The sequence below is a fragment of the Acinetobacter sp. YH01005 genome (genome assembly GCF_013420465.1).
GTDB classification, from domain to species: domain Bacteria; phylum Pseudomonadota; class Gammaproteobacteria; order Pseudomonadales; family Moraxellaceae; genus Acinetobacter; species Acinetobacter amyesii.
In genome coordinates this window covers 1-19,473 of record NZ_VOYA01000031.1, presented here as the reverse complement: position 1 = coordinate 19,473, position 19,473 = coordinate 1, and the positions used below count along the sequence as shown (strand labels likewise).

Genomic DNA, 19,473 nt, shown 5'->3' with positions numbered 1-19,473 from the left:
AATAATTCAAGTGAATTTGTTTGAAAGAAGAACTTTAAAAGCTTTATTTTCACCCGATAAAATACCCATAAAACAAGAGGAAGCTCAAATGAGCTTCCTCTTGTGAAAAATTGTGGGACAGCAGTGGAGCTACGGCTCTCCTTTTTTTATTTACGCTTATTTTTCTTCAAAAATAGTCGCAAGTGGAATCGAGAGTTTGGCCGCGAGATAATCATCCGATTCGACCAGTTGCGGCCCAATTTTTTCCATCCAAACATCATCTGGATCGACGCGACCTAAATCTTGCCGTTTAGGGAGCGGATAGGGCAGCTTACTGTAAAAACTCCAAAAGTCCACTTGGGTTAAATTACGAACTAAAACATAATGATCATCATCTGTACGTTTAATCAGGTGTTGCTCTTCAAACAATAAAATATAGCTTGGCAGGCGGCCGATTTCATCACGCCCTAAAACCTCAAGCGCTTCTTTTTCTGTCACGCTCTGACCGAGTTTTTGCTTTTTATAAAATAATTCAAGCAAATCCATCAACATAATAACAGGATGACGTTTTTGGTCGTTGCCCGAATTGAAAGCGGTCAGTGCATAACTAATTTCTACCCCAATCAGTACGATATTCCATGAAAGGAATATCCAAAGCAGGAAAATTGGCACTGCAGCAAAAGCACCGTAAACGATTTGATAACTAGTGAAATTTGACATGACAAAACCAAAGAGGTTTTTGAGTAATTCAAATACCACGGCACTAAAGACACCCGCGATCAGCGCCGCCTTAATCGGCACACTGCGGTTGGGAATCGTCCAATACAGAATGAAAAAACCTAAAATGGTCAATGAAAAAGACAAGATCCACAGCAGAAAAGCCCCATCCAGTTCATAGCCGGCAAAATTATTGCTGAGGACATTCATAGAGGCCAAGGTAGATGACACAACAAATGCGCTACCCAGTAAGATTGGGCCTAATGAGATAATAGTCCAATAGCGCATAAAGCCAATAATGCCGCCACGTGTCTCACGCACCCGCCAAATTCGGTTAAATACTGTCTCAATGCTGGTCAGCATCATAACTGTGGTAATGAATAAAAACAGTACACCAATAACAGTCAGGTTACTGGATTTATCGGTGAATGCATTCAGTGCTTTATCAAAAGCAATTGTCGTTTTCGGTAGAAAATTACTATAAATCAATTGTTGAAGCTGTTGACGAGCAGGTTCTAAAGCTTTAATTGAGGAGATGATGACCAAGAATACGGTCAACATGGGTACCACTGCAAACAAGGTGGTATAGGTTAATGATCCTGCTTGTTCACGGCAGCGATCGGCTTCAAAACGTCGAATGACAAATAAAACAAACTGAAACCATTTCTTGTCGTAAAAGGGAAGTTTTTTTAAAAATGCTTCGATCATTCGTTCAAGTCTCGAGTTATTTTAGTCATGTTTATGCAATTTTCATCACTTAGCTTAACCAAAAAATAGGAAAAATACCGTATAGTTTTCTTTTTTCATTGAATTTATAAAAATGACGCAAGCTTATGTACTGGTGTTGTATTACAGCAAATATGGTTCAACACGTGAGATGGCACATTTAATTGCCAATGGAATTGAAGCGTCTGGAATGGCAGTAAAAATACGAACCGTTCCAAATTTATCCGCTGTGGTGACTGACGTGCAGCCCAGTATTCCTGCCGAAGGCGATATTTACTGTAGCTTAGATGACTTAGCGCATTGCTCAGGTTTAGCCCTTGGTTCGCCAACACGTTTTGGTAATATGGCGTCGGAAATGAAATATTTCTGGGATCAAACCACAGCGCTTTGGCTCAATGGCGCATTACATGGCAAACCTGCCTGTGTGTTTACCAGTTCAGGTTCAATGCATGGGGGACAGGAAAGTACTTTGCTGACCATGCTGCCGCCTTTGTTTCATCACGGAATGATGGTCATGGGTCTAAGTAATGCCCATCCGGCATTATCGAATACCAAAACGGGTGGTACACCTTATGGTGCAAGCCATGTCAGTGGCCCACGCCATGATCAGTCATTGAGTCAAGATGAGCGTAACTTGTGTGAAGAGCTGGGTAAACGCCTAGGCGAAGTCGTCAAAAAGTTGATTTGATACTTACTTGCTCTAGGAAGTTGCGCTAACTTTGTAGCGAACGGGCAAGAAAAGGCTTAAATATTGCACTTTTCTTGCTTTATTTACGTGTGACGTCTTTTTATTTATGACGTTGTAAAACGCCCAAAATATAAAAATAAATCTGTAGAACTATTCCTGAAATATTAAAAATAAATGATATCAACAATATATTGAAATTTTTTAAATACAGCCTGTTCAGTGATGGCCTTGAGTCGATTATTGCTGTCTCTTTGGGCGCGCTATTTTTATTTTTTGATTACATGATTTGTATTTAAATTTCTTCTTTGGGGTGTGTGATGTCTATTATTAATTTTCGAATGATTTTCCTGTGTTCCGCATTGGCTGCTTCTTCCTTGTGTACGGCAATGCCAGTTTTATACAGTATGGATTTCCCGCAAGAGAAAAAAGCCGAAGAAAAAGAATTTTTGGCGAAACAAGATCAAGTCAAAGCGGACTCAAAATCTTTAACCGATGCTTCAAAATAATTGATTCACTATGGTTTCGAATAGCATTTCAATAGGCTAGAAATACATGCTAGAAAAACAATAACCCATTAAAAAAGAGCACTGCTGCGCTCTTTTTTTACATCGAATTTAGTCTTGATCCGAAGTCTTTGCAGCGTCTTCAGGCTGTTGCTCAACTTCAAAGCGCTGTTTGCAGTCTAAACATTGGTAGTCGAGAAAAATATTTTGATCGACGATCACGCCGGCTTTTTTACCAAAACGGTGTCCGAGAAAACCGCCTGTGATACCGACGCTAATCGCACCGACAAAAGTCCCGATGGTTCCGCCCATAATCACGCCAAGTGGGCCTGCAGTCACACCACCAATCGCAGCACCAATAGATGCGCCAGATGCCGCACCACCGACAGTCCCTGCAGCAGTTCCTGCACCACTGAGTAAAACCCCACCAATTTTTTGTAAGTTTTGTTCATGGTTACGCTTTTCAATATGGGTTGATCCACATCTTGGACATTTAACTGTCGGTTCCATGTTTTGATCTTCTGTATTCATAACTTTCCGTAGCCTTAAAAAATAAAGTGGCCGAATTTATGGTGCAGCATAATGTAATTTGACAGATGAGTAGTTGACCCATTTGATCAAATGCAACGATTTTCCTGAATTTTATCGAGTTTTGCGCACAGATGTTTTGTCTGCTTGTAACCAAGGCGTTAAAAAGTGCGCTCTACGTCACCTTAATCGTAAGTTTTTAGCAAAAAAAAGAACACCTGATGTGTTCTTTTTTTCTTTTGAACGCAAACTTAGTCACGAACAAATTCAACTGTACCATTCGCCAGTGATTTCACACGTGCCAATGATTCAACGCGATAGCCTTTTTCAAGCAAAATATCACGACCAGGTTGGAATGATTTTTCAATCACGATACCGATACCCAATACTTCAGCACTTGCTTGATGAATAAGATCTGCAAGACCTAAAGCCGCTTGACCATTGGCCAAGAAGTCATCAATCACTAAAACTTTATCTTCAGCATTGATGTGCTTTTTAGAAATCGCGATCGTGCTTTCAGTTTGTTTCGTGAAAGAAAACACTTTTGAGCGATACAAATCATCTTTTAAGGTCAAAGATTGATATTTACGTGCAAAAATCACAGGAACACCAAGTTCAAGACCAGCCATTACCGCAGGTGCAATACCTGATGCTTCAATCGTAATGATTTTTGTGATGCCAGCATCTTTAAAAAGACGGGCAAATTCTTGACCAATTTGTTGCATCATCACAGGGTCAATTTGGTGGTTCAGGAAAGAATCGACTTTCAGAACTTCTTCAGAGAGAACGATACCTTCAGCTAAGATTTTCTGTTCCAGAGCGTGCACGGGAGAATCCTCGAGGGGGCAGGTGCTTTTTAAAGCAAAAGCGTATTTTAAAAAGCACCGTGAAAAATGCAAGCGAAATTGATCAAATCAATTAATTTGTTGCACCTTTATAGCCCGTTAACAATAAACCGTAAGAGGTTTTATTGTCTTGGTGGGAAACTTTGACAGGTAGATAATCTAGTTTTGGTGCTAACCAGAAAGTCGTTTGACGGCCTGGTTTGTCATGACGCATCACGACTTTAACGGTGTCAAAAGTTCCATAAGTGGTTTTCACTTTTTCAGTGCCTTGTTTCACGAACTTACGAGCTTCAACCTCTTTGGCATCGGCAATGTAGTAATTCGATTTCAAACCACCATTTTTTAAATCTTCACGAATTTGCAATTCAGCATTGAGTTCATCTAACACACCTGATTTCCACGCAAATGAACGCGCTTTATCATCTTTTTTGGTGTTAATGGTTTTTGCGCCAGCATTAAAATTAATATTCATGGTGTTGTTGTGCACCAAAATTTTGCTACTGCGGCTAAAGCTGTTCGAGTGAATTTGGCTGCCATTTAAACTAAAACGACTGGTTTCAGTTGCAGAGGCCATCGCACCAGCTTTTGCTGCGAAAACATACGTCCAGTTATTCCCAGATTGTTTTAGGGTACGTGTTGCAGAACCCAAGTTTTTGCCATTGTAGTTAAATTGGTAGTTGGCTTGGAATGGACTCATGGCAAATGACTGACTTGAGAAACCAGTCAAAAGCAGTGTAGTCGATACCCCAGCAACAAGACCTAAATTTTTCAAAACTGAATGTGCCATAAGTATGGTTTTCCTATTCAATAGAAGTGTGGTGGGCAAAACCACCTGATATATTTATTATGCGGCTGGATTGTGGAGAATCTCGTCGCAAATCCGTGCCTAATGTATATGTTGTGTAGCGTTTTATAGGCTCAAGATATCTAAGTACAGGATAAGTCTAGCTTTCCTTTTGCTTAATTGGCGTGACTTCATCGTCTTTTAAATTTGAATCATCCCAGTCTTCAATCCGTTCTTGCGACATCTTGGTGAACAATGCGGTTAAATTAACATTACCAATCACCACCAATTCGGCCTCACGTAAAACAGCATGGTTGACATGGACTTTGCCCAGTGTGTCGATAATCGATCGACTTTTACCGAGCCAGCGATTCAGGTCTAAATACAGTAAATCATCTTTAACTTTGATCACATTGAGCTTTTCCAAAATCATACCCAATGGATCTTGGTTGAGTACTTTTTGATAGAACCATAACGCCATGCGCACGCCCATCTTATACAGAACATTTGGATACTTCGCTTCAATCACTTGTGTATCACTAATTTGTTCAAATACGATCAATTGCGTTAGTTTGTTGAGTTCCATCTGTACCAGTTTTAAATCAACAGAGAGTGTTATGATCAGCCCGTTATAATCCAATGTAGCATACAGTCGAAGCCAGTCATCATGCAGGTCAGCATGCAAGTCTTTGAGCATTTTCACATTATCGGTCACAAAGCGCTGAAATGTCGCATTTAAAAACACTTGAGACATTGGGAATTCACGCTCATCTTCAATAAATCCTTCAGCTTTTTGGTACACTTGACGTATACGTTTAGCGATATTGGAAACTAGCGTTTGCATAAGAAGTGCATCCTGACAAATTATGTTTTTTGACGATGTGTATCTTGTCGATTTCTATAAAAACACAAGGTTTTGATCTTGCAGTTTAGCAAAATAAATTGCACCATTTTCATGATTTTAATTGTGCATTATCTATGTGTTGATGGATTTCTCGTTTTCATCAAAAAATGAATACGAGTTTTATTTTATACTGTTTTAAGCAGTTTGGGGAATGCGGCAAATTGTCGGTTTAATGAGATGCTGAAAAAAATAACGTTCATGCCCTTGATGAAAGAGTGGTGGAAAGATCCCATATTTGCAACTGCGTTGGTGTTTGCTGCTGTGTTGCATTTGGCATTTTTAACCATGCAATTTACCATGCCCCAAGAGGCTGACTATAACACCAAAGAAATTGCAGTTTCTTTACGTCCTACGACGGAAAAAATTGAACATGCAGACTTTTTAGCGCAAGCCGATCAGCAGGGCTCGGGGACATTCCGTGAGTCGCATCGTATGTCGAGTGACATGCCTGCACCGATGATTGAACAAAAAGCCGGTGAGCAAAAAAGTGAAGCTTTAGAACAACTGCAACAAAAGAAAGAGCTCAGCTTTGAAGATAAAGTGTTGATGACAACTTTGAGTTGGCAAAAGCAAGCGGAAGAAAACAGTCGCAAAAAAGCCGTTGAGGAGTTGAATAGTCAGTTTCAGGCTAAGGCTGCGATGGTGGCGAGTATCGAAGCTCAATATTTACAACGTCAGCAAAACTTTAGCCGTCAGCAAAAAATTAAAACCATTGATGGTATTCAAGCCAAGCAAGATGTTTCTGCTGCTTATATGGAAAAATTCCGCGAAAAAGTCGAGTTTTATGGTAACCGTTATTATCCTGAAGCGGCAAAACAGCAGCAGCTCCGCGGTGAAGTACGCTTAATGGTTATTTTGAACAGTAATGGCGGGATTCGTGCCATTCGTTTGATCGAAAGTTCAGGTTCAAGTTTATTGGATGAAGCTGCAAAAACCTCTGTGCGTAAGGCGGCACCTTTTGGTTTGTTTGATGCCAAAATGAAAGACATCTCAGAACTTCGTATTGTACGTACTTGGCGCTTCGATCCTGCAGAAGCAGAGTTTGAGGTGCGTTAAAATTCAGTTGTGATAGCGTCGCAAAACTTCGCAGATTTCGACGCTAAAACTCGCATACCATTGGTTTTTCCCCAATTGCTGCGCCACCAGATGTTGTGCATCTTGCTGCCAAGCTCGAATGTCTTCTAATGTATTCCAGTAGGAAAGGGCGATTTCATGCTCACCCTCTGTCAGCGCTTCAAAATGTTGACAGTTAAAGTGTGTCAAGGCTTTGTATCTAAGCTGCTGTGCAGTCGAAAAATACAGCTCATCAAGCGTACGAATGCGTGCTTTAAAAATCACGACATATTGCATATCTTTCCTTCCTTGTTTTTTATGACGATAAAAAAAGCGAGCCGGAGCTCGCTTTTTTGGTTCTTAATCTCTTTCCAGATAAGGGTTATCAAACCCCAATTTGGCTAAAATCTCGATCTCCAAAGCTTCCATTTCTTCAGCATCTTCATCAGAGGTTTCATGGTCGTAACCCATGAGGTGCAACGTACCGTGTACCAGCATATGCGTAAAGTGGGTCAGGGGTGCTTTGCTTTGTTCTTGTGCTTCACGAAGAACCACAGGAATACAAATCACCAAGTCGCCAATCGGAAATGAGTCTAAAACTGCAGCCATTTCATCGGGGAGATCGCTCGGAAAAGACAACACATTAGTCGGTTTGTCTTTACCACGATATTCCAAGTTCAATTTGTGGCTTTCGTCATTGTCCACACATGCAATACCGATCTCACAATCACTTTGTGTATCGATATGACGTAAAGCCGTTTCCACGACTTTTTTGATATGCGCACGTTTCACCACCAATTCAGGTGACTGAAAATTTTGCTGCAAGGAGAGATTAAGTTTCAAAATGAATCCTTAAATGTTTTCGTCTTGATGCTGCCCATCAGCTTTAGCATCATTGTCCGCCACCAAGGCTTCCTGACGTGCTTTACGTTCTGCACGTTGTTCAGCTGTAAGGCGATGTTGTTCGCTGTCCCATCCCTCATAGGCTTCAACAATTTTTTGAACCAATTGATGACGTACCACGTCACGAGAGTGGAAGCGAGTAATATGAATTTCTTTGATTTTTTCAATCACACGTAAGGCATGTGCCAAACCAGATTGTTGACCACGAGGTAAATCGACCTGTGTAATGTCGCCCGTGATCACCGCTCGAGAACCAAAGCCTAAACGGGTGAGGAACATTTTCATCTGTTCAGGGGTAGTGTTCTGTGCTTCATCTAAAATCACAAAAGAATGATTTAAGGTACGACCACGCATGTAGGCCAGTGGTGCAACTTCAATCACTTGACGTTCAATTAGTTTTGCGACTTTTTCAAAACCGAGCATTTCATACAAAGCGTCGTATAGCGGACGTAAGTAAGGGTCAATTTTTTGGCTCAAATCACCGGGTAAAAAACCCAATTTTTCACCGGCTTCAACCGCAGGGCGAACCAATAAAATGCGTTGAATTTCATTACGTTCTAGCATATCTACAGCAGCGGCGACCGCGAGATAAGTTTTACCTGTACCCGCTGGGCCGATACCAAATGAAATATCGCTTTGTAAAATACGCTGTACATAGCGTTTTTGATTGGCACCACGTGGATTGATTCGACCTTTACGGGTTTGTAGATAAACATTGTCTAAACCGGTATGCTCATTTTCAGAAAAATCTTCCTGAATTTCGCGGTCAGTCTGACTGCCTTGAATCATCATGTGTAAAATGTCCGCACTAATCTGTGGATTGGTTTCGGACTCTTCATAAAGACGGTGAAGGAGACTTTCGGCTCTCTCTACCGCATCGATTTCCCCATCGACAAAAAAAGCATCTGCGCGATGAGAAATTTTGACATCTAAACGTTGTTCAATTTGTTTGAGATGACCGTTATAGGCACCGAGCATGCTTTGTAAACGGTCAAGTGGAATACCAGCAAAAGTTACAGTACGTCGAATCGCTGCAGTCAAGAGAATTCCTTTAAATTGGTCTGACGATTAAGCTTACATTACGCCACGTCAGGCTCAAGATTCAAGAGTTCACCATAAACAAACTTCAAAGTTTTAATATCAGTCACTTCAATCTCTGCAAAACGCCCAACCCATGCAGGATCACCAATGAAGCTGACCAAACGTGTATTGTCTGCAGTACCAATCAGCAAGTTCGGATCTTTGTCTGAAACAGACTCAACCAAGACACGTTGAATGGTGCCTAGCATGGCATCAGTTTTATCAATACTGGATTGTTTAATCCATTGTTGAACTTTGGCAAGACGTTCTTTTTTCACATCCTCAGGGGTGGTGTCTTCAAGCTCTGACGCAGGTGTACCCGGACGTTTTGAGTAGATGAAACTGTATGAATGATCGAAGTCCATATCTTGAATAAATTGATAAGTTTCTTCGAAGTTCTCGTCAGTCTCGCCCGGAAAGCCAATAATAAAGTCGCTAGATAAATGCATATCAGGGCGAACTTGACGTAATTTGGCAATTTTATCGATATAAACATCAATCGTGTGGTTACGTTTCATGGCTTGTAGCACGTCATTCGAACCACTTTGAACTGGTAGATGCAAGTGAGAAACCATTTGCGGTAAGTCACGGTAGCATTGAATCAAGTCATCATTAAATTCAAGCGGGTGCGATGTGGTGTAACGAATACGGCCAATCCCTGGAATCTCAGCAACTAAACGTAATAAGTCTGCAAAGGTACAGATTTCCCCTTCAAAAGTTTCACCACGGTAGCCATTCACGTTTTGGCCGAGTAATGAAATTTCACGTACGCCTTTTTCAGCTAAAGTGGCAATTTCAGCCAATACGTCATCGAGTGGGCGAGAAACCTCTTCACCACGAGTATAAGGAACTACGCAGAATGAACAGTATTTAGAACAGCCTTCCATGATAGAAACAAAGGCTTTAAACCCTTCTACACGCGGTTCAGGTAAAAAGTCGAATTTTTCAATATCAGGGAATGAAATATCCACCAACTGAATTTTTTCTTTTTTTGGTTTGACCACTTGCTCAGTATGTTGATCGAGCATTTGTGGTAAACGGTGTAAGGTTTGCGGACCAAACACCATATCTACATACGGTGCGCGTTTTTGAATGTTGTCACCTTCCTGAGAGGCAACACAGCCACCAACACCAATCACCAAGTCAGGATTTTTTTCTTTCAGCTTGCGCCAGCGGCCTAACTCAGAAAATACTTTTTCTTGGGCTTTTTCACGGATAGAGCAGGTATTCATCAGGAGAATATCCGCTTCTTTTGGATCGTTTGTCAGCACATAGCCGTGAGAATCACCTAAAAGGTCGCCCATACGTTGACTGTCATACTCATTCATCTGACACCCTTGCGTTTCGATGTACAGTTTTTTCACTGCTCCATCTTGAGCTGGGGTGTGCTGTGGCTGGGTAACAGTGTTATCTGGGGCAGCTTGGGCACTATTGGGGATGAAGGTTTGAACCGTCATGTAGGCTCCTAAAGGAATTTTATGAAAATCAATAACCATACGTGGCTGACAGACAATTCAATCAATTGAATTGTGCAGCTGCGGAGGTCAAAAAGGGGATTTTAAGAATGGGCAATATTTTAGCAGTAATTTACTAGAAACTTACAGCCTAAAATTACAACTCTGCCATACTGATTTATGAAGCAAAAATGTTTGAAAATTAATATTGGCTAATCATAAGGTTACATAACAGAACACAATGCAGAGTTTAGAATTATTAAACTAATTCCTAAACAAAGTTCGATGTGCTGTAACTGAGCAGAATGACATGAAAGAAGGCAAGTGGATGTTAAAACATAATTTTAAACAGAAAAATTACGCTAAATTACTTGCTTTGAGTGTCGGGCTCTCCGGAATTTCTGCGTTTGCCCAAGCCGCAGATGAGCAGTTTAACGATGCTTTACGTGCTGCGAATGCAGGCAATATAGGTTTGTTACAACAATACCAATCATCCATGCAAAATGATGTTTTGGGCTATTATCCAGAATATTGGTTACTGAATAATAATTTGGCTTCACAACCTGCAAGTGCCATTATTAATTTTGCACAGCGCTATCCAAACTCGGCAATGGCAGAAAAATTAGCCGCAGATTATGTTGAAGAAAAAGTCAAACAAGCTGATTTCGCTACAGCACAGCCTGTCTTGCAATATGTGACTAATGCTGACCGTGCTGAAACATGTGCCATGGCTCAAGTCCGCGCAAAGTCGGGCGACCCTCTGGTTTACGCAGAATTTAAAGATGTATGGTTGACCACAAACTCACAACCTGACTCGTGTACGGGCTTGGGCCGTATGATGCTGTCGAGTCCTTTAATGACTCAAGATGACCGCCATCAACGGATGTGGGGACAGTTAAGAGCGGGTCAGTCAGGACAAGCGATTGCGACTGCGCAAACCATTGGCGTGAATATTAATTTGTCACAACTCAACACCATTCAAGCCAATCCACTGAATTATTTATGGTCTGCACCCAAAGCCACAGCTGAAGATCATGCATACCTGATTTATGCGATGGGTCGCTTGGCCGATAGCGACTTAAATGGCGCGATTTCTTCGGTCAAACGTGCAGCAGAAGGCACACCAGCCGATGTACAAAAAGCCCTATACCGTAGTGTCGGGTATATCGGTGGTACAACGGTAATGAAAAACAATTTCAACCGTGAAGTTCTAAATTATCTTGATTTGAGTTATGGACTGCCTTTTAGTGCAGAAGAGGCCGAGATTTATGCGCGACAAGCCATTCGTTTTGGCGCATGGGAAAGTGTCATTCGTGCAATTGATGCGATGAGCGTTTCGCAAAAGCAGGAAGACCGTTGGCAATATTGGTTAGCACGTGCCTCTGAACAACGTGGAGATGCCTCATCTAAACGTGCGGCTAAAGAAATTTATCGCAAGCTTGCCGTTGGCGATGATTACCATAATTTGTTAGCACGTGACAAAATTGGTCAGTCTTATAACAATATTCCGTCAAATGTGCAGCCTTCGTCACAAGATGCGCAGCGTCTCAGTCAGGATATTCACTTCCGTCGTGCCTTTGCATTGCGCAATATTAATGCATCTGATAGCTATATTAACCGTGAATGGAACTGGGCAGTGCGTCAAGCCTACTTAAAGCATGATGATGGCATGATTCTTGCCGCAGCTAAACGTGCAACCGATATGGGGTGGTATGATCGGGCGATTTATGCGGCAGATCGAACCACTAAACAGCACAATTATGCTTTACGTTATGCTATGCCGCATCAAAATTATGTGGTGAGTCATAGTCGTAATGCCGGCATTGACCCTGCATGGGCTTATGGTTTGATGCGTCAAGAAAGTCGGTTTGTCACTAGCGCACGTTCACATGTCGGTGCCGGTGGTTTAATGCAAATTATGCCAGACACCGCAAAATTGGTGGCTCGTCAGATGGGGGAGAGTTATAACCCCGCTGCATTAACGGATATGAATACCAATATTCGTTATGGCACTTTCTATTTATCGATGATTCAACGTCAATTGAGTAATAGTCCAGTCTTAGCGACCGCAGGTTACAATGCGGGTCCAAATCGTGCTCGACGCTGGCAGCCTGAATATCAAGCAATTGCAGCGGATCAATATACGGAATCGATTCCATTAACGGAAACTCGAGACTATGTAAAACATGTGATGACCAATGCAACCCATTACGGCCTTTTATTAGGTCAGGGGCCACAATCGATTGAAAAAAGAATGCAAATGATTCCATTACGGAATGCGCAATAAATTTTAAAGCAAGATGCGCCTGTTTTTAGGCGCAATATGGGTAAATGATGAATGCCGAAAATGGACATTAGACCTGCTTATCGAATACTGACATCACTGCTCATCGGCAGTGGTGCAGGCTTTGGTATGTCTATGCTTTCGGCTGCACCGGTTGTAAAAGGGTATGTGATGGATGTGCAAATGGTGCCTGCTGTTTGCGCCTATGACCCATTAAAAAGTAAAAAACGTAAATGTTTAGAAGGGTATTCACTCAATATCACGGGTCTATATCCAGAAACCTCTACACGTGATTGCACGACCAATAGTTCAGCTAAACTTTCTCCGTTGCAAGCGAAAGTGGTTGCACGGATTATGCCTGATGAAAATGCTCGCGTGGCTCTTTGGCACACTACCGGCGGCTGTGTCCCAATGAATGCTAGCCAGTATTTCAGAACCATTATTAATCATGCAGATAAGCTAAAAATTCCAGATGAATTGACCAGTCAAGAAACCCAATCCATTCAAGCCAATGTCTTGCGTAATAAAATGTTGCGTATGAACAGCGGATTGGTATCACAAAGTATTGAATTTAACTGTATGCAAACCCGTGGTGGTAGTCTGCTGACTGAGATTAAAATTTGCTATAAAAACAATGGTCAGTACAAAAGTTGCCCTGCGACTATCGTCGGAAATTGTCCTGCAACTTTCATAATTAAAGGTTCTTTCTAAGCTTTTTTCGGCATTTTATTTATATTTCCTATCATACTTTTGTTGAAAAGCATTCTCTTTTACATGCAAGCGTCAAAAGATTGGAGTACAATCTTTGCCGTTTATGATTATTAAGATTAGATAGAACAGCTATTTAATCATTATGACCTTCCTCAATTGGAGATAATTACATGAAGCAAGCAGTTCGTGTTGCCGTTACTGGCGCAGCTGGTCAAATCGGTTATAGCTTATTATTCCGTATCGCAAGCGGTGAAATGTTGGGTAAAGACCAACCAGTTATCCTTCAATTATTAGAAATTCCAGTTGAGAAAGCTCAACAAGCGCTTAAAGGCGTAATGATGGAACTTGATGACTGCGCATTCCCTCTTTTAGAAGGTATGATCGGTACTGATGATCCTAAAGTTGCATTCAAAGATGCTGACTACGCTCTTCTTGTAGGTTCACGTCCACGTGGTCCTGGTATGGAACGTGCTGACCTTCTTAAAGTAAACGGTGAAATCTTCATCGGTCAAGGCCAAGCGCTTAACGAAGTTGCTAGCCGTGACGTTAAAGTTCTTGTTGTAGGTAACCCTGCAAACACTAACGCTTACATCGCAATGAAATCTGCTCCAGATCTTCCAGCGAAAAACTTCACAGCAATGTTACGTCTTGACCACAACCGTGCGTTGACTCAACTTGCTCAAAAAGCGGGTGTTGCAGTTTCTGACATCAAAAACATGACAGTTTGGGGTAACCACTCTCCAACGATGTATGCGGACTACCGTTTTGCAAATGTAAACGGCGAAAGCTTAAAAGACAAAATCAACGATGCTGCTTGGAACAAAGACGTGTTCCTTCCAACTGTTGGTAAACGTGGTGCTGCGATCATCGAAGCACGTGGTCTTTCTTCTGCTGCTTCTGCTGCAAACGCTGCAATCGACCATATGCGTGATTGGGCGCTTGGCACAAACGGCGAATGGGTAACGATGGGTATCCCTTCTGACGGTTCTTACGGTATTCCTGAAGGCGTAATGTTCGGTTTCCCTGTAACTTGCGAAAACGGCGAATACAAAATCGTTCAAGGTCTTGAAATCGACGAATTCAGCCGTGAACGTATCAACTTCACTCTAAACGAGCTTGAAGAAGAACGTGCAGCAGTTGCTGACATGGTTAAATAATTTAATTTTTTAAATTAAATTATAAAAAAAGGCACTCCATTTGGGGTGCTTTTTTATGGCCTGCGAAAAATATCACGCTTAAGTTTTGAACAAAAAATAACACGTTGAGATGCTGTTGCAACTGACAAAGTCAAATAAACAGATAACTATAAAGATGGGAGAAATGTTATTAGTTTGAGGAGAACGGCAATGTTTGATCAACAACCAACGTTGGAACTATTTTTTGAACAATTGGGGTTGGATGCAACTCCGGAAGGCATCGATCAATTTATCGAAACGCATCAAATCACCATGGATGTTCCATTGCATGAAGCGCCATTTTGGACGAAGTCACAGCGTGACTTTATTATCAGTCATTGGAAAAAAGATGATGACTGGGCCATAGTGGTCGATATTTTAAATGAACAATTGCATACAGAACATAAGCTTTCCGGATCTTGCAAAATCTAAATACAATTTGAAACAACAAACCTAGTTTTAACGCTAGGTTTTTTTATCAGCATCATATAAGTTAATTAAATAATAAATGACAGATTAGTTGATAAGGAGGGCGAGATGCTCAATCAAAATAAACCATCCTTAGCTTTATTGTTTTCTCAATTGGGGTTAGCCAGCAGTCCAGCTGCGATCGAGTTATACGTGCGTACGCATCAGCTTGCTGCAAGTGAAAATTTACATGATGCGCCGTTTTGGAATAAAGCGCAGCGTGATTTTCTAATCAGTCATTTAGTGCAAGATGATGATTGGGTAATTTGGATTGATGAGCTGAATCAGCAGTTGCATATGGATGCATATAAGCTGCAGCCAGCATAAATTTCATTTCTCCACAAATAAAAAAACACCTCCTCGGAGGTGTTTTTTTATTTAGTGCAGTTTGCTTTGGCGTAATTCTGCAAACCAGTCTTCTTGGCGATATGGATTAAATGCAGGATGCTCAAGTAATGTGGTCAGTTTGAATTCTTGAGATTTGCAGTATTTATTTAACCAATGACGGGTTAAAGCAGGTTCCTGTTTTACCGCAGAGGCATAGGCCAAGTAGAAGTAAATGTCGCCATGTTCAGCTTTTGACATCGGTTTCATAATCTGCTGGGTAATCAGGGCATAGCGCTGCTCTTGGGTGATTTCAAAAAATACCATATAGGCTTTGGCTAAATGCACAGACAAATTGATGTAAAGCTCAATCGGCATTTCTTCAAATTCAATCCGGCTTTGCTCAAGCAGAACAATGGCCTCTTGCAGAAAATACACTTGTTCTTGATGGTTCTTACTTAAATTAACCAATTGCAGGCGTAAGTCAGCACGCTCAAGGGCAAGTTCAGGGCTGTTGCCTTGTAGGAATAATTGATCAGTTTCGCCAATACGCTGAATGATTTTATGACTGTTTTGACGCATCGGGTACATCCTCATCTATGAATGACTCATATATGAGGATAATTTAAGGGATTTAAAGGAGGAATCTCGAATTACCACATCGAGTTGTCATTACGTAGCCAAGCCGTAATCGATAAACGTTGATGTTTTGCTTCGAGTACCTCGTGTAATATGTCACTTTGGAATAACGCAATGCGATTCGGTTTAGGTTCTAAAATATGCCAAACATCATTCTTATCTTGTAAGCGCAATTCACCGCCCCAGTCGGCTTGCCAATATTCATGCAAATAATAAACCGCTGAAATGACACGTCCATTTTTGCCTTGAGGATTATCTTTGTGTAGTGCATAAAACTCACCTGCGTTATAACAAGCAAAATGTGCTTCGACTTCGTGAATGCCAGAAAAAAATGCGCGATTAAATTGTTCTGATAAATGTTCTAACGCTTGAACGTGTTCTTGTGCGACATCTAAGGTGTCGTTAATCCATAAAATATGATCACTTCTAATTTTACTGATGACCCCATTTTGTACGGCTGCATCCCTAAATTTATTTAAATTTGACATACATTCTTCAACAAGTGCATGTATATATTCAGCAGGATAAGCGTCATCAATAATGCTAAACCCGTGTTGATCTAAATCATCGAGGATTTGATCAACCGGCCAAGACTTTGGGAGAAAGGCTGTTTCCATATACGATCCATAAAGTTGTGGAAAAAAAGGTGACGTATTCTAGAGCAAGAATAGCATCGGAATGAAACTATTTTTCATGCTAAAATGTCCGTTGATATCAGGAATTAAAGAAACATGAATTACCGTCACCATTTCCATGCAGGCAACTTTGCCGACGTGATGAAGCACGTTTTGCTGCTTCAGTTATTAAGTCGACTGAATGCAAAAGATAAACCTTATCGCTATGTAGATACACATGGTGGTGCGGGTAAATATGATCTTTCGACCTCTGAAGCACAGAAATCAGGTGAGTTTTTAAATGGTATTCATCGTTTAGTTAAGCTCGATGATTCGATTAAGCGTAATGCGCCTGAAGGTGTTCAACAATATTTAAAAGTTGTTGAAAAAATGCGTGAAAACTTTGGTAAAGGCGCTTACCCAGGCTCTCCATGGTTTGCGCTCGAAGGCATGCGTGAAACTGATAAAGCCACGATTTTTGAAATGCAGCGTGATGTGTTCCAACAATTGCGCCACAATATTTTTGATAAACGTGCAGGCTTGCATGAGCGTGATGCTTACGAAGGTTTATTGGGCGTAATTCCACCAAAAGAAAAGCGTGGTTTGGTCATGATTGACCCGCCTTACGAATTAGAACGTAAAGATTTTCCACAGCTTGTAGAATTATTGGTGGCTGCTTATAAAAAATGGCCGACAGGCGTTTTTGCGGTATGGTATCCAATTAAAGACCGCGCGATGATTGAACGTTTTGAAAAGAAAATGTACAAAACCGGCATTCGTCGTCAGTTGGTTTGCGAAATTTGTGTATGGCCAGATGACACTCCAGTCGGTCTAAATGGTTGTGGTTTATTGGTGATTAACCCACCTTGGAAATTCTCTCAGGATGCGGACGAAGCATTACAATGGTTGTTCCCACATCTTCGTATGAATGAAAATGGTGGTCATGCAGCCGTACGTTGGTTAGTTGGCGAATAATTTTAAACTTGAAAAAGAAAGGTCACAGTTAGGATCGAACAATGACAAATACAAATAAACCTGAGCGGGAAATTTCTTCAAAGGATGAAAATGCATTTGATGGCATTACATTTGAAGTTGAAGAAGAGGAGCACACCCATGAAGGGCATAAAGTGAAACGTCGTGGGATCTATCTGTGGCCAAACTTGATTACAACTGCTGCGTTGTTATCCGGCTTTTATTCAATTATTGCCAGTATGAATGGTGAATTTCAACAAGCCATTTATGCTATTTTTCTTGCAGCATTATTTGATGGTTTGGATGGACGTGTCGCACGTGCTATCGGCGCACAAAGTCCATTTGGTGAACAGTTTGACTCCTTATCAGACTTGCTAGCATTTGGTGTTGCACCTGCCATTTTAATGTATAGCTGGAGTCTAAATGACTTAGGCCGTATTGGCCTGGCAGCATGTTTTGTTTATACCGCATGTGCAGCCTTCCGTTTGGCACGTTTTAACGTACAAATTGGGGTCGTCGATAAACGTTACTTTATTGGTGTTGCAAGTCCACTCGCAGCCGTTATGATTATTTCATTGGTATGGGTAGGTATGGATATCCCTGCGGTCTTCGACTTACGCGAAACAGGTATTCAGATTTTTAATGCGGTAGTGATTATTGCAGTGGGTCTATTGATGATCTCAAATGTAAAATACTATTCATTTAAAACTGTGGATCGTCGCCGTGTTCCATTTGCGGTGTTACCAATAATCGTCTTTGTTTTAGCTGCTGTAACGTATAATATTCCAATGGGTATTTTAATTATTTCAGTAATTTATGCATTATCTGGCTTTGTCACAACCTTAATGGCAAAAAAGGCAGAAGCATGAGTTAAAGCATGAAATAAAAAATGAAAAGGAGCTTGATATGCAGATATTTCAAGATTTCTTGGATCAATCAAGGCGACTGAATCAAGCTCCAGATTTACAACATAAAAAAATAAATTTACATGCGCCGAATACGCCTTATCCTTCAGTCCATTATGGACTTTGTCTACCGAATCTTCCTGCGCCATTACATTATCTTAACTTTATGAGTTGGCTCGGGCAGCCTCAGATTCCCGCTTTTCAAAATCCTGCGGCTATTCAACAAGACGAACTCAATACGGCCACAGTAATGACCAGTGTAAGTGGTCATATGGTTGGTCAATTACAATCCTATTCCATTAAAGATGACTGTAGTCTGAGTGAGACCGTCTTTACGTTTAGAGATAAAGAGCAGATCGGTTGGGATGGAGCGGTATTTCAAATCCATCGAGAAGATACTGAACTCAGTTTAGATTTGTCTGTGCAAACAACCGATATTTCTTCTTGTTTAATAAAATTAAGATTAGGTCTTGCTGAATATTGGTCGGTGATGTGCCAATGTGAAGGGCAAATCAAATTTCAGGGCCAGATGTATGATGTAAATCAGTTGGCGGTTTTGTCTTATGCACAAATACGCAAGTTTCCATATTTACCTTTGGCGTTTTATACCCATCAGGTGATCAACCTGAGCCGAAAGCGTCAAATCATCTTTATGCAAACGCGAGACCGCTATAACAATATTTTGAGTTCACGTTTATATCTAAGAGATTTAAATCAGCAGCAAGTGTTCATGGCAGACCAAGCCGTGTTCTTTAAAGTCATGCGCGTTTATCCTGTGGTTAAAACCCCAAATTTGCAAAAAATGTATTTGCCACGTGAATTTGAATGGATTTACCAAAATGACAAACTGAAAATACATGTACAAGCACAGAGTCGTGGGGATTTTAAATTTGGACTCGGCGCAGGCTATGCAGGAAGCTTTAACTATCAAATCAAAATCAACGACGAAATCGAGTGTGGGGAAGGTGGCTACTGTGAATATGTCGATTGTCGAGCTTTAAAATGGCAAGAAAAGAATGAAAAAGATAAATTAACGGATAAATATGGAAATATTGTCCCTTTTATGCTCAAAAAATAGTAAAAAAACTTAATTTAGTAGAATAAATAAACAAACGTAATGAAAAATTAAAAATAAATGGAAAAGGGTGTTGCAACGGATGTGAAATGCTGTAGAATGCACATCCATCGGCGGTGATGAAGATTAAAACTTCTGATAA

22 protein-coding genes are annotated in these 19,473 nt (G+C 40.9%); 11 read left to right on the top strand and 11 right to left on the bottom strand.

Features of this window, described 5'->3' with window-relative positions; all coding sequences use genetic code 11:
• Nucleotides 1–156 precede the first annotated feature (156 nt).
• Entirely contained in the window at nucleotides 157–1,404 is a 1,248-nt protein-coding gene (locus FTT72_RS14775; protein ID WP_078192438.1) for a YihY family inner membrane protein, read from the bottom strand.
• 112 nt (nucleotides 1,405–1,516) lie between these two features.
• Here FTT72_RS14775 and wrbA point away from each other — a divergent pair, with 112 nt between their 5' ends.
• The gene (wrbA, locus tag FTT72_RS14770) at nucleotides 1,517–2,110 is read left to right on the top strand and encodes an NAD(P)H:quinone oxidoreductase (protein WP_180021639.1); all 594 of its coding nucleotides are present in this window, start codon (nucleotides 1,517–1,519) and stop codon (nucleotides 2,108–2,110) included.
• A gap of 317 nt (nucleotides 2,111–2,427) precedes the next feature.
• Nucleotides 2,428–2,616: a hypothetical protein gene (locus FTT72_RS14765; protein ID WP_180003478.1), complete on the top strand. Its 189-nt coding sequence runs from the start codon at nucleotides 2,428–2,430 to the stop codon at nucleotides 2,614–2,616.
• 108 nt (nucleotides 2,617–2,724) lie between these two features.
• Here the strand turns inward: FTT72_RS14765 and FTT72_RS14760 are convergent, their stop codons facing one another.
• The 4 genes from FTT72_RS14760 to FTT72_RS14745 all read right to left on the bottom strand — a co-directional run bounded on the left by FTT72_RS14760 (nucleotide 2,725) and on the right by FTT72_RS14745 (nucleotide 5,614).
• Nucleotides 2,725–3,123 (bottom strand): hypothetical protein, encoded by a 399-nt coding sequence (locus FTT72_RS14760; protein WP_180026120.1) that lies wholly within the window; start codon nucleotides 3,121–3,123, stop codon nucleotides 2,725–2,727.
• Nucleotides 3,124–3,392: 269 nt separating this feature from the next.
• On the bottom strand, nucleotides 3,393–3,968 hold the full coding sequence (locus FTT72_RS14755) for a xanthine phosphoribosyltransferase (protein WP_078189246.1): 576 nt from the start codon (nucleotides 3,966–3,968) through the stop codon (nucleotides 3,393–3,395).
• A gap of 91 nt (nucleotides 3,969–4,059) precedes the next feature.
• Nucleotides 4,060–4,773: a DUF3108 domain-containing protein gene (locus FTT72_RS14750; protein WP_078192434.1), complete on the bottom strand. Its 714-nt coding sequence runs from the start codon at nucleotides 4,771–4,773 to the stop codon at nucleotides 4,060–4,062.
• Between the two features lie 157 nt (nucleotides 4,774–4,930).
• Complete coding sequence (locus FTT72_RS14745; protein ID WP_180178612.1) at nucleotides 4,931–5,614, bottom strand: hypothetical protein; 684 nt, start codon at nucleotides 5,612–5,614, stop codon at nucleotides 4,931–4,933.
• A gap of 258 nt (nucleotides 5,615–5,872) precedes the next feature.
• Between FTT72_RS14745 and FTT72_RS14740 the strand changes: the two genes are divergently transcribed.
• Complete coding sequence (locus FTT72_RS14740) at nucleotides 5,873–6,730, top strand: energy transducer TonB (protein WP_218949928.1); 858 nt, start codon at nucleotides 5,873–5,875, stop codon at nucleotides 6,728–6,730.
• A 3-nt stretch (nucleotides 6,731–6,733) separates the two neighbouring features.
• On the opposite strand, the gene FTT72_RS14735 is transcribed toward FTT72_RS14740, so the two are convergent.
• The 4 genes from FTT72_RS14735 to miaB all read right to left on the bottom strand — a co-directional run bounded on the left by FTT72_RS14735 (nucleotide 6,734) and on the right by miaB (nucleotide 10,167).
• Entirely contained in the window at nucleotides 6,734–7,024 is a 291-nt protein-coding gene (locus tag FTT72_RS14735) for an antibiotic biosynthesis monooxygenase (protein WP_180178611.1), read from the bottom strand.
• A gap of 63 nt (nucleotides 7,025–7,087) precedes the next feature.
• Nucleotides 7,088–7,570 (bottom strand): rRNA maturation RNase YbeY, encoded by a 483-nt coding sequence (gene ybeY / locus FTT72_RS14730; RefSeq protein ID WP_078192431.1) that lies wholly within the window; start codon nucleotides 7,568–7,570, stop codon nucleotides 7,088–7,090.
• A 9-nt stretch (nucleotides 7,571–7,579) separates the two neighbouring features.
• Complete coding sequence (locus FTT72_RS14725) at nucleotides 7,580–8,671, bottom strand: PhoH family protein (protein WP_111885944.1); 1,092 nt, start codon at nucleotides 8,669–8,671, stop codon at nucleotides 7,580–7,582.
• 38 nt (nucleotides 8,672–8,709) lie between these two features.
• On the bottom strand, nucleotides 8,710–10,167 hold the full coding sequence (miaB, locus tag FTT72_RS14720; protein ID WP_180008402.1) for a tRNA (N6-isopentenyl adenosine(37)-C2)-methylthiotransferase MiaB: 1,458 nt from the start codon (nucleotides 10,165–10,167) through the stop codon (nucleotides 8,710–8,712).
• Between the two features lie 307 nt (nucleotides 10,168–10,474).
• Between miaB and FTT72_RS14715 the strand changes: the two genes are divergently transcribed.
• From FTT72_RS14715 to FTT72_RS14695, 5 genes are all read left to right on the top strand, one after another.
• On the top strand, nucleotides 10,475–12,451 hold the full coding sequence (locus FTT72_RS14715; protein WP_180178610.1) for a lytic transglycosylase domain-containing protein: 1,977 nt from the start codon (nucleotides 10,475–10,477) through the stop codon (nucleotides 12,449–12,451).
• A 126-nt stretch (nucleotides 12,452–12,577) separates the two neighbouring features.
• A complete protein-coding gene (locus FTT72_RS14710) occupies nucleotides 12,578–13,159 on the top strand; it encodes a ribonuclease I (protein ID WP_257220819.1) in 582 nt (193 codons plus the stop codon).
• A 170-nt stretch (nucleotides 13,160–13,329) separates the two neighbouring features.
• Nucleotides 13,330–14,316: a malate dehydrogenase gene (locus tag FTT72_RS14705; RefSeq protein ID WP_111885948.1), complete on the top strand. Its 987-nt coding sequence runs from the start codon at nucleotides 13,330–13,332 to the stop codon at nucleotides 14,314–14,316.
• Nucleotides 14,317–14,505: 189 nt separating this feature from the next.
• Nucleotides 14,506–14,766, top strand: a complete 261-nt coding sequence (locus FTT72_RS14700) for a DUF2789 family protein (protein WP_180003486.1) — start codon at nucleotides 14,506–14,508, stop codon at nucleotides 14,764–14,766.
• Nucleotides 14,767–14,871: 105 nt separating this feature from the next.
• Nucleotides 14,872–15,129 carry a DUF2789 family protein gene (locus tag FTT72_RS14695; RefSeq protein WP_111885950.1) on the top strand — a complete coding sequence of 86 codons (258 nt, stop codon included), beginning with the start codon at nucleotides 14,872–14,874 and terminating at the stop codon, nucleotides 15,127–15,129.
• A gap of 51 nt (nucleotides 15,130–15,180) precedes the next feature.
• Here the strand turns inward: FTT72_RS14695 and FTT72_RS14690 are convergent, their stop codons facing one another.
• Entirely contained in the window at nucleotides 15,181–15,708 is a 528-nt protein-coding gene (locus FTT72_RS14690; protein WP_180178609.1) for a hypothetical protein, read from the bottom strand.
• 71 nt (nucleotides 15,709–15,779) lie between these two features.
• Entirely contained in the window at nucleotides 15,780–16,382 is a 603-nt protein-coding gene (locus FTT72_RS14685) for a 2OG-Fe(II) oxygenase (protein WP_180178608.1), read from the bottom strand.
• A gap of 114 nt (nucleotides 16,383–16,496) precedes the next feature.
• Here FTT72_RS14685 and FTT72_RS14680 point away from each other — a divergent pair, with 114 nt between their 5' ends.
• The 3 genes from FTT72_RS14680 to FTT72_RS14670 are packed head-to-tail and all read left to right on the top strand — an operon-like array spanning nucleotide 16,497 to nucleotide 19,334.
• On the top strand, nucleotides 16,497–17,354 hold the full coding sequence (locus FTT72_RS14680) for a 23S rRNA (adenine(2030)-N(6))-methyltransferase RlmJ (protein ID WP_168379141.1): 858 nt from the start codon (nucleotides 16,497–16,499) through the stop codon (nucleotides 17,352–17,354).
• Between the two features lie 41 nt (nucleotides 17,355–17,395).
• Complete coding sequence (gene pssA / locus FTT72_RS14675; protein WP_078189231.1) at nucleotides 17,396–18,220, top strand: CDP-diacylglycerol--serine O-phosphatidyltransferase; 825 nt, start codon at nucleotides 17,396–17,398, stop codon at nucleotides 18,218–18,220.
• A gap of 37 nt (nucleotides 18,221–18,257) precedes the next feature.
• Nucleotides 18,258–19,334 carry a DUF6670 family protein gene (locus FTT72_RS14670; RefSeq protein WP_168379142.1) on the top strand — a complete coding sequence of 359 codons (1,077 nt, stop codon included), beginning with the start codon at nucleotides 18,258–18,260 and terminating at the stop codon, nucleotides 19,332–19,334.
• The last annotated feature ends 139 nt before the right edge of the window (nucleotides 19,335–19,473 follow it).